The organism is Rouxiella aceris (assembly GCF_012933545.1).
Classification (GTDB): Bacteria; Pseudomonadota; Gammaproteobacteria; order Enterobacterales; family Enterobacteriaceae; genus Rouxiella; species Rouxiella aceris.
Genome location: NZ_JAADJU010000005.1, coordinates 181,215 through 193,789, shown reverse-complemented (window position 1 = coordinate 193,789; position 12,575 = coordinate 181,215). Strand labels below are relative to the sequence as shown.

The window sequence follows — 12,575 nt, the reverse complement described above, 5'->3', positions numbered from 1 at the left end:
CAGGTAATGGTATACATCAAGTAGATTGCCATACTATACGGATGTATCCATTAGAAACCGAATATATGAGTTACTCGACTACAGCGGTTATCGTTCACTTGCAATATTTGCTGTTGAGTTCATTAAATGATTTGAGCTGTAAGCGATAGTCATCAATTAAAAAGCTATCATCCGATGCATAAGCAATGGGACGACGTGAATATTTAACGTTTAGTACCAGATGATATGGTTCTGCGGAAATAAATCGAACACCGATTTTCTGGTCAAGCTTTGTTTTTCCTGAAATGACACCACACACATAAAAATGTCCCTCAAATTGATGTGTATGCATTTCGGAAAATGAGACTGGCTTTGAGAAATCAATATCGCTATTACAGAAACCTACCATCATTTTCCTTTTTCCATCATTTAGAGGATCTTTTGCAAGAAAATCCTTGAACAAATCACAACTAGCCGGAGAGGCCGCCCCTTTTTTTAGAAAATCAATTACGGATAGCTTAGTTTGTTCATATGGACCATTATCATGACCATAACATATTGGAATTAAAGATAATAAAGTTACTGCTACCAGGATTTTACGTCCCATGGAAATGCTTCCTCAGAGATTATATATGGGAGAGATAACGACAGTGTCTATATAGCTTCTTCAGGGTTAGTTCAGGGGTAAGAGTGATGTTTTGGGCAGTCAGTGACCTGCGGGTAATTGCGACATACTAGACTGAGTTTGTTTTTCGGCTCGAAACCTTTATCCAGCATGCATCGTTGAATATTAGCGGCTTTGCGCAGCGTCGGCACGTAAGGCGTCGAACCCAACGGTTGCGGATAACCGCATTGATACATCACCGCCAGTGCTTGCTTGTCGTTTTCAACCTCATGAGAAAAATGCAGCGAGGCTCCCACTTTACGCCAGGTAATCAAGGAAAACTTGCTCACGCCGGAATCCGGCTTAATCGGATGAAACCCTCTGTCTGCGACAAAAGGCAGCGCTTCTAGCTGAGTCTGACTCAAGGGATACCCCTGTTCTTGCTTGAGGCAGGCTGGTGTATCATGGTAAACACGAACGCTGCAAATTTTGAATCCGTCTTTACGGGTAAACCCCATATTCTCCATGCATTGGTAATATAGAACGGACTCATTATCCGTTTTGGGAATATCGGATCCGGGGAGTTGCACGCCGCATTTACCCATCGCGACGCGCACGCCGTCGATATCCGTATCAGGACGCTGCCACTGTGTTAGATCCGGGGCTGGGGGGCATCCTGTCAGCAGGAATATAGACGTCATCAGCAGGGGTAAAGTTATCAGAGTCGATTTTTGGAACATTAAAATCCCTTATTTATTATTGTTTCAGATAGCATCCATACTGCCCGTATTGCCCTGTGTGACTATGTTGTCCGGGTTTTGATTATCACCGAAATAAAAATTTCACCCAACCTGGATTGACTAAATCTCCACGTTCTATTCTGAAACATTCGATCCGCTGATACCAGGAATGTATTTTTCAGTTCTAACTTCCGCTTTTTGCTGCCCTTCAACATTACTGGAGGGATATGTGCATCCAAGGTCATTAACTTTCTCGCCAGTAAGTCTCTCAACAATCTCAATTGCGTCTGGATCACCATGACAAGCCATGCAACTTAAACAATCACCACCACAGTCAAGATTCAGAGTTTCTGGTATTTTGCTCATTGGTTGGCCACAGGTCTGGCAATTGTTTATTTTCACTGGAATGACATCCTGTTTAGGTTTTCAGTTCGAGGCTGCTTAAGATAACACGGTTTAGATCGCACCTCGTTCATTGCTGATTGTCATATTTAGTTGTGTACTGTACGAAAAAGCTGTCAGGCGATTCTGGACTGTTTGTTACGTCAGCAACTACCTGAAACTGTTTCCCGGCTCCAACCGCTGGCCAGTATGATTTAGACTGCTCCAGGCGAAAGTGTGCCAAAATATCAAGGTCGCCTTTTTCCATACGCCACACGGTGGAAATGGATACCTCTCTACGTTCGGCAAGCAATGCCTGGAACAGATGCTTACGGTCTACGCGCCAACGCCAGGTCGCTGCCTAAAGCGGCCTTTTTGCTTTTTTGCATTCAGCGACTGCCGTCCGGGATAAATCCGGGGGGCTGATTGAGGGTTATTTGCGGTTCGATGATGCAGTGACCACCAAATGTGTTTTGATGACAAGAAAATCGCCTCAGGTTTCGCTTGAAAATAATCCGGCGGGCAATCTGGATGGCATAGCCGTGCCACCGATTAATTTCGTCATTTTACTAGCCTGGATATCTCGCCCAAAACTTTGGCGATTCAGTGTGCCATTGTATTACCAACACTCCTGTAGTTAACGATTTTCAACCCGGCCCCTCACTCCCTGCTGCCAGCAGCGGTACCAGCACGTCGCTGACCGGCGTAGGAATACCATGTAAGCGACCATAACGCTTTATCACGCCGTTGCGAATATCCCACTCAAGTGGACGGTTGGCCTGGCGGTCGGCGAGAATGGAGGTCCCCAGATCTACCGGAGCATGATGAAAACCGTTAACGATCTCCTTCGGAACGTTATCGTTCATTACTGCACCTTCCGCACGCGCTACCGTCAGGCACTCATGCAGATAAGCCAATGCCAGCTCCGTTATGTCCTCGCGTGAGAACATTCCGGCACGGCGATTCGCAAGCACCATTAGACCAGCGACCGCATTTTGCAGCAGTTTGCGCCAGGCGATGGAGATAAAGTCCGTTGACAAGTCAACCGCGCAGCGTGTCCCTCTGAGTGCATCAGCTATACGTGTTGCCCGCGGCATATCCGGCAGTGTAAGACGCGGTTTGGCACGCAGCCAGACCGAGGCATCAGGCTCGCGCTGTGCCGGGAACCACACTACCGAAGGCAGCACCGTTGCGCCGTTGACGTAGGGTTTCAGCTGAGTTTTCTGCTCGACACCGTTCTGCAGTGCGCACACAACGGTGTTTTTATCACACAACGCGGCCAGCCAGTTGGCGCTATCAGCAACCTGGGTGGTTTTCACCGCAACAAATACCAGATCGAACGGATGGGTAATAGTTGACGAATTGGTCAATACAGGACCTGGCACCACCACTTCGCCCTCATCGTGACGCAATATTAGCTGAGGATGCGCGGTGCGCCCGCAAAGGATTGGCGTTCGGCCAACTTCGTACAGTACAGCGGCAATAGTGGTACCGATAGCACCCGGACCAATAAGAGCAATAGTGGGATGGTCAGACATCTTGTGTTCTCCTGATTTGATTAGTCCATTATCAGTAACCGTTCAGTACCGCCACATAATAAAGTGTTCCCGCAGGCAGCAGAGCGGCGAATAGCGTCAGCAACATAATGTGTCCAGGCATGGGCTGATACTAAACAGCACGAACCTGGATTAAAAGTGAAGTGTCATCATGGAGGCATGAGCAAATACTCATTATTTAACGGTAACTGAGCTGCGCTTGCTGTGATTCTGCCAATAGCCAGCTACGGAATTTCATGATGTGTGGCTGCGTTTCGATGCCTCTTGGGCAGACAAAGTAATAGGCGGCCGGAGAAGGAAAAGGTACGTCAAAGAGTCGCACCAGACTGCCATCGCTGATCTCTTTTTCAACGTGCCCACTGCGCGCCAAGGCAATACCCTGACCCAGTAACGCGGCGGCGATCGTCATATTCGTATCAGCGAAGCGCACGCTCTCGGGCAACACATCAGTATTTATACCGATCAGCTTAAACCAGACGCCCCATTTCGGCACCAGCTCGGCACCGTCACGCGTCAGAAGCGGATAGCGCAGTAATTCAGCAGGTTCACCGGGTGTTCCAAAGCGCTGTAATAGTGCCGGGCTGGCAACCGGAAATAGCTGCTCGCGGAACATAAACTCCGTATGCAGCGCTGGATAATTACCATGGCCGAAACGGATCGCGACATCGGACTCTGTGCTGGCAAAATTAATGGCTTTATCCGTGCTTTCCAGGGTCACCAGAATCTCCGGATGCAAACGCGCCAAATCTGGCAGGCGTGGTAGCAACCACTTCAATGCGAAGGAATATGTGGTGTTAACGCGCAACCGTATCCGGCCATTTTGCTCACGAAGATCGGCAAGCGTGGTTTCCAGTTTGCTAAAGAATTCGCGCACAAGAGGAGCCAGCGCTGCGCCAGCCGGCGTCAGGCTAAGTTTTTTACCTCGTTCAAAAAGCTGCAGGCCCCAGATGTCCTCCAGGTTTTTCAACTGATGGCTGACCGCGCTTTGCGTAATAAACAGCTCTGCTGCTGCTGAAGTAAAAGTGGTATGGCGGGTGGCGACTTCAAATGCACGCAGCGTGGCTGTAGGCGGGAGGTCACGCATCATTCTGTTCCTGTTAATGAGCTAATACTCATAATACGATATGTCGGATCCTATACAAAAGATACGGCGACAGAAAGATAAGTAAAGCAACCTGGAATATTACGGATAGTCGTCCAGCATATACTTCCCGTATTTAATTAATAACAGTCAGAAATAGAGCTGTACTGGTCTTCCGACTCATTAATTGCAGGGTTTCAATGCCATTCTACAAGTTTTCTCTGCTACCAAAGTTACAGTAAGAAGCAACTTGGGCAACTATGAACGAGGAATGAATATCCTCGTTCAGCAGACAGAGGCCATCAGGTCGAAGGTATTATCACTCACAATACAATGTTTTGATCAACGGAATACAGGGCAGTCTTATCATTCATGTATTGCGTACTCTGTCATGTTTATCGATAAAAATTTCACTTTGTTATTCTTTCGCATCCAACTGAAGACTTTGGCGCACCACCTTATCCAGGATGGATGCAGGCGCAAACCTGAGAATAAAATTCAATTTTCCGGCCAATGTTCCCGCCGTATAGCGCAACTTTGGACGAGAAGTCTGCGCAGCCTTAAGCACCACGTCAGCCACCACTTCTGGGCTTTCCGCTTCGGCTATTGCCTTGCCAACCACTTTCGCCAGCTTCGCCCGGATCTGGTCGTACTCTTTCAGCTTTGCGTCAGGCTCTATATTATTATTTTCAAACTGTGTTTTCATGTAGGCAGGTTCTATGACAGACACTCTTATGCCCTGCGTACGCAGTTCATGATCCAGTGCGCCCGAATACCCTTCAACGGCATGCTTGCTGGCAGCATAAAGTGCCACATACGGCAACGGAACGATCCCCAATATCGAACCGATATTAATGATGCGCCCCCTGCCCTGACGGCGCATATGAGGGACAACTGCACGCGTCAGCCTGACTATGCCCAGAAAGTTGGTGTCAAAAATATTCTTGGCCTGTTGGATGGAACTTTCTTCCGCAGCAGCCGGAGCAATACCATAGCCAGCATTATTCACCAGAATATCGATCTGCCCCTCCAAGCGCAGCAACTCATCAATGGCGGCTTCGACAGAAGCATCGTCCGTCACATCAAGCGTCAGTAAAGGGAAGGGGTGTGCACCAGGCAGTGTGCTGCGCCGGCTCGTGCCGTACACTGTATAACCCGCCGCTAACAGTTTGTTAGCCGACGCCTCGCCAATGCCGGATGAGGCCCCCGTCACAAGTGCTACACGTTTATTGGTCATGCTGAAAAAGGCCTTTATAAGTTGTTTGGGTTTCTCATTGGTGATGAGAAGACGGGCTACAAGGAATGTCTAGTGGATTTGCCTCTCTGCAGAACAGCCAAAAGACCGTTCTGCAGAGTGCACCTTATTGACTAAAGTGCTTTATATCGTTCGGCAGCTTCATCCTGTCTGATGTCAGAAAACAGAGCCTGTCGCGCAGCATCGAGGGTGTCCCAGCGTGCGGCATTATGTAACGGCGGGATGGTAACGAGTTCACGGCGATCAAAACCAACCAGTGCGGCATCCACTAACTCGCCCACTTCCATGAATTTTGCCGAGTTACTGATATCGATACCCGCACGTTCCCAAATTTCCGTGTAAGTGCCGGCAGGGAGCACCGCCTGGATATAAATACCCTTGGATGACAGCTCTACATTCATGCCCTGGGACAGGAAAAGCACAAAGGCTTTGGTTGCACCGTAAACCGTCATTGCAAATTCCGGGGCCAGGCCTACGACGGAACTGATATTAACGATCGAGCCTTCCCCTGCTTGCACAAATCGTGGCGCCACGGCCCTGGCAAGCCTTGTCAGGGCCGTGACGTTAAGCGCTATAAGGCTTTCAATTGAATCAGGCGTCTGCTCTGCAAAACTGCCGGACTGCGCGATACCCGCATTATTGATAAGAATGCCAATCCGTGTGTCTTCACGCAGGCGAGCTTCGACCGCGGCTAAATCACTCGTTTGCGTGAGGTCGGCAGGCAGCACATCGACAGAAATACCCCTGTCTTGTCGCAGACGATCTGCAAGGATATCAAGTCTTGTCTTGTCGCGAGCGACCAGCACGAGGTCATGCCCCCGGCGTGCAAACCTTTCGGCGTATACAGCACCAATACCCGTAGAAGCGCCTGTAATAAGGACTGTTGATTTGGTCATAAGTTGATCTTCTTTTCCTGGTGAGTAAACAGAATCCGCAATATGCGATCCAGATAGCGCCGTGGCACCTGCGGCTCCCCTTGCTGATCTCGGTAAGTGATGTCCCCTTTCGCGCCACCGCCACAAAACGTCTCAGGAACCACTCGTGGCCCCAGGTTGTAAAGTTGAAAAAATGGTCGGTTCGCTATGTTGATTTCCTTGCTAAGTGGCAACTGGAGACACAAACGCAATGATGATGATCATAATCTAAAAAGTCAAACGGTTTGATTATGATCATCATCAATGTATACTTGTGACATAAATTTTTAGGGAAGGATGTGGAAACGATGAAAGTTTCTAAAGAGCAGGTTCGTGAAAACCGAATGCGTATTGTGGAGACTGCCTCAGTGCTGTTTCGTGAGCGAGGTTATGACGGTGTAGGTGTCGCGGAACTGATGTCAGCGGCAGGTTTAACTCACGGCGGGTTCTACAAGCACTTTGGTTCCAAAGCTGATTTGATGTCTGAGGCGATGAACTGCGGTTTTATGCGATCTGCAGAAAGTACGGTGGGTGTAAACCGGGAAAAATTTGTTGAATATTATCTCTCCCGCCAGCATCGCGATGCTATGGGAAAGGGTTGTGTGATGTCGGCACTGGGTACCGATACGGCCCGTCAATCTGAGTCAATTAAGGCGACATTTGCGGCTGGAATTGAACGCCAGTTGGCCGTGTTAACCAATGAAAATGGAGCGGGAGGCGAAACACGTGCCGACTTGATCGATACTATTGCCCATCTTGTAGGTGCCCTGGTGCTGTCCCGTGCCTGCCCTGATGATTCCGCCCTGGCAGATGAGATTCTGGATATTTGCCGCTCCCGAATGCTTGGTCAGCAAGTCCATGAGAGCAAAATTTCAGAGTAATTTATTGATTCAAAAAAATTATTTCACCAATTTACTGGTCGCCTCTGAGTGCATGATAACCATGCGGTGATCCATCCCCTTGCTCAGCATAGCGCAAGCGATTTCAAGTCGGGCTTCCAGCCGTTCGGCATGGCGCCCTTTCCTGCCCTTCCTTGCGTGCTTTTTCTTCCAGTTTTGGTGCAATAGTCATTAATATCTCCTCTTGTTGCGATAAACGCTGCGCCAGCCGGCAGGCAATTAAATAACGCCGCAGGCTGCTTATTCTTATTGTTCATTTTCATGATACAAAAAGGATGCCAACCCAGCCTTAGTGCTATCCAAGAGGATCTGCGGGTTGTGCTTTGCAACCTTTGATTCACAACAGCGCGTGAAGCACCAGATAAGTGCAAATCAATGCCTGGCGTAGTCGGCTGGCTGAATCTGGCTAAATAGCATCTCCAGTTGTTTAAGCATCATCGAGGCGGCCAGAGAGAGCTGTCTGGAAGGGGCAACACACAATGAGAGCGTGAAGGTTTTTAAGTGTGGATCGGTCAACGGGATAAACTGCAGCTCATCGTTTTGTACCTCATCCATGATGTCGAGCCAACACAGAATGCCGATGCCAATTTTCTCTTTAATCAGGGAACGGATCATATGGATGTTATTCGATACCGCAACCTCATTAATCATGTTGCCGTTGATGTTCATCAGTGCCTGAACCGGCTCGGCAAGCATCAGCGGTGCAGAAGGCAGGATAAAAGGGTATTCGATGCATTGATTGAAACGTATACCGCTTTTGCCGCCGAGCGGATGCCCTTTCGGCACCACAATACCGAGGTCAATTTCAGCAAAGGCCCGCACCTGCAACTCACTGGAACTTTGCGGATTCAGCATAAGCCCGAAGTCGGCATCGCCCGATATCAAAGCCTGCTGAATATCCACGTTGTTCATGGTCATCAACGTGAATGAGATATTTGGATAATCGACATGCACCTTCTTGAGCATCGCCGAGAAAAACTGCCGGTTGATGGCATCGATGGTGGCAATCCGCACATGTCCCCGGCGCAACCCGCGCAGGTCGTCAATCTGTTCACAGACGCGAGAAAAATCCTTTTTCCAGTTGTTGGCGGCATGTAACAACAGCTCACCGGCTGCGGTCAGCCGCAGGCCGGTGGGGTGGCGCTCAAACAGCGGTATCGTCAGTTCTTTTTCAACCCGCAGTATCTGCCGGTCAATCGACGACGCGGCGACATGCAGGGTTTCCGACGCCTTGCGAAACGATCCCTGGCGGGCAACCTCAGTGAAGTACAGCAGAAACCTGGAGAATGCGAACATAGTTTAGTGCTCTCTTTTATGCAACGGGATGTGCGAATCAAAGTGCTGGACGCAACACTTTTATAACAATAACGTAGCTTTCATTGCAATGGGAACAATCGTTTCACCTTCATCAAGCCAACGCAGTGCAGTTACTGGTTTGATAACTACGATTTGTGCGGCGAACGAATTGAATGTCCCTTTTATAAATGACTCAGCAAAGTAAAACGGTAAATAACGATGAAAGATGCCGCATTAATTCCTGTCACGATCAAGGCGATCGATATCAATGGTCAGGGGAATATTTCATTGCAGCTTATTGCGCAGCAAGGGGGATTATTACCGGTGCATTCACCCGGCGCGCACATTGACGTTTTCATTCCTGATATTGGCCCCCGTCAATATTCTCTTTGCACCGAAAAAAGTAACAGGGAATATTATGAAATCTGCATAAAACTGGCGGAAAACTCCACCGGTGGATCGCACTTTATCCATCATCATTTCAGGGTTGGCGATAATCTGACAATCTCTGCACCGCGCAATCATTTTCCGCTGCCCGACGCCGGGCGATATCTGCTGTTTGCTGGCGGTATCGGCATCACGCCCTTGCTGACCATGGCGGAACAGATGTCTTATCAACAGATTGAATTTGAACTGCATTATTATCTTTCAGCGCAAGATCAAACGGCTTTTTTACCGCGTTTAAACACGCCGGCATTGGCGAAGCATGTTTTTTTGCATTACAGCGAAGCAAACGATTCCCTGCGCCACAAAACGCCGCCGAGTCTTTGTGCTGCCGATCAGAATACCCAGGTGATTGCCTGCGGTCCGGACGGTTTTATTCAGCGTTTGCAGGCAATTATGCAACAGCATTACTGGTCAGCCGACCAATTATCTTTTGAGCGTTTCAGCAACGCAAATTCAACTCATAACAGTGACGGGCTGGAATTTCATATCCAGCTTAACTCCAGCGGGCAACGTTATTTAGTGGGCCCTAATCAGACCATTGCCGAAGTCTTATTAAGCGCTAAAGTCGATATTATGTTGTCGTGCGAACAGGGTATTTGCGGTTCCTGTATCACTGACGTTATTGACGGTATTCCGGATCATCGGGACTCGGTGCTGACAGAAGAAGAAAAAACCGAGAACAGGCAAATTACGCTGTGCTGTTCGCGATCCAAAAGTCCCGTTCTGGTCCTTGACCTGTAATATCACCACGGAGCCGCAAGATGAACACCCCAACGTCCGCATCATCGCTTAACGGCATTGCTAATATTCGCCTCCCTGCGTGGCTGCTTCCCGGCAACTGGCCACGGCATGCTGGTGAACCGGTGACGGCTGATTTGCGCTTTGACGCGGGCAAAATTTCGGCCCTGATGCCCAGTCGGCCACGGCAGGATGATTTATGGAACCTTCATGGCGCACTGGCGCTGCCGGGGCTGATTGAGCCGCACGCACATCTCGATAAAACATTCACCATTGGCCGCAGCCGCCCGTCAAAACCCGGTCTGCTGGCCGCCATTGAAACAATGCATCAAGACCGTCAACACTGGACCGCCGCCGACCTCCATCAGCGGGCAAAACAGGGACTGGCGTGGGCGGCCGCTAATGGCGTGACCCATTTGCGTACCCACATTGACTGGTTCGACGTCATTCCGCCATTGGCCTGGTTTGAACTGGCAAATATCGTGCAGCCGGGTGTCACGCTGGAGCGAGTTGCTCTGGCACCGCTGAGCTTCTTCGCTGATGCCGAAGCGGCTGACCGTATCGCCCGCACGGTCGCACAAAGCGGCAAGCACAGTCTGTTGGGGGGCTTTATCCACTCCTCAAACTGGGATCCGGCGGCGATGACTAACCTGATGCGCAGCGCCTCACGCTGGCAACTGGATCTGGATCTGCACATTGACGAGGAGCTGACTTCGGTGGCAAACGGCCTGACCTGGCTGGCGCGCTACTTGTCAGAAAATGAATTTAGCGGCCACATCTGCTGTAGCCACGGCTGTGCACTGGCCTCCGGCAGTGAACAACAGGCGCAGGAGGTGTTGACCTTGCTGGCAGCACAACCTGTCACGCTGATTACGCTGCCGATGACCAACCTGCTGTTGCAGGACGCCGTCCCTCAGCGTACGCCGCGCCAGCGTGGCATCACCCTGTTGAAGGAAGCACAGGCAGCGGGCATTCCGGTGCTGCTCGGTTGCGACAACGTACAAGATGCCTTTTGTCCGGCAGGCAGCTATGACCCACTGGATACGCTAAGTTGCGCCCTGTTTGCCTTGCAATTGGCAAATGTCTTTGACCAGCAGTCGCGACTTATTTGCGATGTGGCGGCACTGACCGGCCAGAAACAGACAACCCTTCCGCTGGCCGTCGGCAGCGACGCCAGCTTGATCATCTTCCCGGGCAGCGACAGCGCGACCTGGCCTTTAAACAGTGCAGCCCGTCTGGTTATCAACCACGGCCAGCTGACCCGGCAACGTACCTGGAATGCGGAGTTATCCCATGAGTCTTGAAAGCGGAGCGGGTAAACCGCTCGCCAAATATGCCGCCTGGCGTCGCGCCGGTGATTTTGTCTTTCTCTCCGGCATTATTCCCGTCAACCCGCAGAGCGCGACTATCGTCCGCGGTTTTCAGGATATCCCAGTGGAAGCACGCCTGCTGCTGGGTGAAACCGGCGAATTTTCCACCGATGCCAAACAGGGGCCGATTCTGGCGCAAAGCTGGTATGTGCTGGAAAGCATTCGCTACACGATTGAAGAGGCCGGAGGGCAAATGAGTGATGTGATCAAGCTGGTGCAGTACTTTCGCAATCTCGATCACTTCCCGTACTACAGCCGAGTCAGAAAGCTTTTTTACCCCGGACAACCGCCGGTCTCTACCGTAGTGCAAGTCAGTGAAATGCTGCCCAGCGCCGAGGTGCTGATTGAAGTTGAAGCCACCGCCTGGTTACCGCAATCCCGCTTAACCCAATAATGTCCGACGACGAGGCACCGCATGATTAACGGCTATATTCCCGCAGAGCGTTTTCTCCCCTTTCTGAGCTGGACGGCGATTGCTGCCCTGCCAGACAAGGCCAATACCGTGATCGTATTGCCGACCGGCGCTATCGAGCAACACGGTCCGCATCTGCCGTGTTCGGTTGACAGCGTGATCTCTTCCGGGGTGGCGGGTCATGCGTTGGCACGGCTGCCAAAAGCGATCCCGGCTTATGCCATTGCGCCAATTACCTACGGCAAATCGGATGAACATTTGAATTTCCCCGGCACGCTGACCTTGACCGGTGATACGTTGCTGCAAACTATTTTAGAGATTGCCGAGTCCCTGTACCGCGCCGGATTCCGCAAATTATTGATGATTAATGGCCACGGCGGGCAGCCGCAGGTGCTGCAAATGGCATCGCGGGAAATGCGCCTGCGTCACGGCGACATGATTATGATCCCCCACGACGTGTTTCGTGTGCCCAACGTTGAAAACCAGTTCCTGAGCGCACAGGAGCAGAAAATGGCAATGCACGCCGGTCATAGCGAAACAGCAGTGATGCTGGCACTGGCACCGGAATGTGTCCACATCGAACACGCGGTCGCCAATTATCCACCGGAATTTCCTTGCCCGACCCTGTCATCTGGCCGCCCTGCCGCCGCCTGGGTCTCCTATGATTTTGGCCCTAGCGGCGTTATCGGCGACCCGACCGGGGCAACTGCCGAACAGGGACATGCGATCCTCGACTCGCTGGCGGCAAGCTGGGCACAAGCGATCGCTGAAATCCACCATATGGAATGGAAAACCCGCAGCGAGCCAACCTGGGGAAAACACCACTGGAACGGTTTTGTGCAAACCACTTTTACTCCACCTTCGTCATCTTTTGCCTCTAAATAAAGGAACTCTTACCATGAA

13 protein-coding genes are annotated in these 12,575 nt (G+C 50.7%); 5 read left to right on the top strand and 8 right to left on the bottom strand.

Going from position 1 to position 12,575, the window contains the following annotated elements; translation table 11 throughout:
• Window positions 1–94: 94 nt before the first annotated feature.
• The 7 genes from GW590_RS11090 to GW590_RS11060 all read right to left on the bottom strand — a co-directional run bounded on the left by GW590_RS11090 (window position 95) and on the right by GW590_RS11060 (window position 6,492).
• Window positions 95–586 (bottom strand): hypothetical protein, encoded by a 492-nt coding sequence (locus GW590_RS11090; protein ID WP_169403117.1) that lies wholly within the window; start codon window positions 584–586, stop codon window positions 95–97.
• A gap of 71 nt (window positions 587–657) precedes the next feature.
• Window positions 658–1,323, bottom strand: coding sequence for a hypothetical protein (locus GW590_RS11085; protein WP_169403116.1), 666 nt, complete (start codon window positions 1,321–1,323; stop codon window positions 658–660).
• 135 nt (window positions 1,324–1,458) lie between these two features.
• On the bottom strand, window positions 1,459–1,725 hold the full coding sequence (locus tag GW590_RS11080) for a hypothetical protein (protein WP_169403115.1): 267 nt from the start codon (window positions 1,723–1,725) through the stop codon (window positions 1,459–1,461).
• A gap of 626 nt (window positions 1,726–2,351) precedes the next feature.
• Complete coding sequence (locus GW590_RS11075) at window positions 2,352–3,242, bottom strand: oxidoreductase (protein WP_169403114.1); 891 nt, start codon at window positions 3,240–3,242, stop codon at window positions 2,352–2,354.
• 196 nt (window positions 3,243–3,438) lie between these two features.
• On the bottom strand, window positions 3,439–4,344 hold the full coding sequence (gcvA, locus tag GW590_RS11070; protein WP_169403318.1) for a transcriptional regulator GcvA: 906 nt from the start codon (window positions 4,342–4,344) through the stop codon (window positions 3,439–3,441).
• A 415-nt stretch (window positions 4,345–4,759) separates the two neighbouring features.
• Complete coding sequence (locus GW590_RS11065; RefSeq protein WP_169403113.1) at window positions 4,760–5,578, bottom strand: oxidoreductase; 819 nt, start codon at window positions 5,576–5,578, stop codon at window positions 4,760–4,762.
• Between the two features lie 131 nt (window positions 5,579–5,709).
• Window positions 5,710–6,492, bottom strand: a complete 783-nt coding sequence (locus GW590_RS11060; RefSeq protein ID WP_169403112.1) for an SDR family NAD(P)-dependent oxidoreductase — start codon at window positions 6,490–6,492, stop codon at window positions 5,710–5,712.
• 326 nt (window positions 6,493–6,818) lie between these two features.
• Between GW590_RS11060 and GW590_RS11055 the strand changes: the two genes are divergently transcribed.
• Window positions 6,819–7,391 (top strand): TetR/AcrR family transcriptional regulator, encoded by a 573-nt coding sequence (locus GW590_RS11055; protein ID WP_169403111.1) that lies wholly within the window; start codon window positions 6,819–6,821, stop codon window positions 7,389–7,391.
• 390 nt (window positions 7,392–7,781) lie between these two features.
• On the opposite strand, the gene GW590_RS11050 is transcribed toward GW590_RS11055, so the two are convergent.
• On the bottom strand, window positions 7,782–8,705 hold the full coding sequence (locus GW590_RS11050; protein ID WP_169403110.1) for a LysR family transcriptional regulator: 924 nt from the start codon (window positions 8,703–8,705) through the stop codon (window positions 7,782–7,784).
• 213 nt (window positions 8,706–8,918) lie between these two features.
• Here GW590_RS11050 and GW590_RS11045 point away from each other — a divergent pair, with 213 nt between their 5' ends.
• The 4 genes from GW590_RS11045 to GW590_RS11030 are packed head-to-tail and all read left to right on the top strand — an operon-like array spanning window position 8,919 to window position 12,557.
• Window positions 8,919–9,893, top strand: coding sequence for a PDR/VanB family oxidoreductase (locus GW590_RS11045; protein ID WP_169403317.1), 975 nt, complete (start codon window positions 8,919–8,921; stop codon window positions 9,891–9,893).
• Window positions 9,894–9,913: 20 nt separating this feature from the next.
• Window positions 9,914–11,194 (top strand): amidohydrolase family protein, encoded by a 1,281-nt coding sequence (locus GW590_RS11040; protein WP_169403109.1) that lies wholly within the window; start codon window positions 9,914–9,916, stop codon window positions 11,192–11,194.
• Window positions 11,184–11,654, top strand: coding sequence for a RidA family protein (locus GW590_RS11035; RefSeq protein ID WP_169403108.1), 471 nt, complete (start codon window positions 11,184–11,186; stop codon window positions 11,652–11,654). The genes GW590_RS11040 and GW590_RS11035 overlap by 11 nt, the downstream gene beginning before the upstream one ends.
• Before the next feature lie 21 nt (window positions 11,655–11,675).
• Entirely contained in the window at window positions 11,676–12,557 is an 882-nt protein-coding gene (locus GW590_RS11030; protein ID WP_169403107.1) for a creatininase family protein, read from the top strand.
• Window positions 12,558–12,575 lie beyond the last annotated feature (18 nt).

What these genes read in the sequence shown, in the direction of transcription:
- GW590_RS11060 (WP_169403112.1), bottom strand. Translation starts at nt 6,492, where the DNA reads ATGACCAAATCAACAGTCCTTATTACAGGCGCTTCTACGGGTATTGGT.
- GW590_RS11065 (WP_169403113.1), bottom strand. Translation starts at nt 5,578, where the DNA reads ATGACCAATAAACGTGTAGCACTTGTGACGGGGGCCTCATCCGGCATT.
- GW590_RS11035 (WP_169403108.1), top strand. Translation starts at nt 11,184, where the DNA reads ATGAGTCTTGAAAGCGGAGCGGGTAAACCGCTCGCCAAATATGCCGCC.
- GW590_RS11090 (WP_169403117.1), bottom strand. Translation starts at nt 586, where the DNA reads ATGGGACGTAAAATCCTGGTAGCAGTAACTTTATTATCTTTAATTCCA.
- GW590_RS11050 (WP_169403110.1), bottom strand. Translation starts at nt 8,705, where the DNA reads ATGTTCGCATTCTCCAGGTTTCTGCTGTACTTCACTGAGGTTGCCCGC.
- gcvA (WP_169403318.1), bottom strand. Translation starts at nt 4,344, where the DNA reads ATGCGTGACCTCCCGCCTACAGCCACGCTGCGTGCATTTGAAGTCGCC.
- GW590_RS11040 (WP_169403109.1), top strand. Translation starts at nt 9,914, where the DNA reads ATGAACACCCCAACGTCCGCATCATCGCTTAACGGCATTGCTAATATT.
- GW590_RS11030 (WP_169403107.1), top strand. Translation starts at nt 11,676, where the DNA reads ATGATTAACGGCTATATTCCCGCAGAGCGTTTTCTCCCCTTTCTGAGC.
- GW590_RS11085 (WP_169403116.1), bottom strand. Translation starts at nt 1,323, where the DNA reads ATGTTCCAAAAATCGACTCTGATAACTTTACCCCTGCTGATGACGTCT.
- GW590_RS11055 (WP_169403111.1), top strand. Translation starts at nt 6,819, where the DNA reads ATGAAAGTTTCTAAAGAGCAGGTTCGTGAAAACCGAATGCGTATTGTG.
- GW590_RS11075 (WP_169403114.1), bottom strand. Translation starts at nt 3,242, where the DNA reads ATGTCTGACCATCCCACTATTGCTCTTATTGGTCCGGGTGCTATCGGT.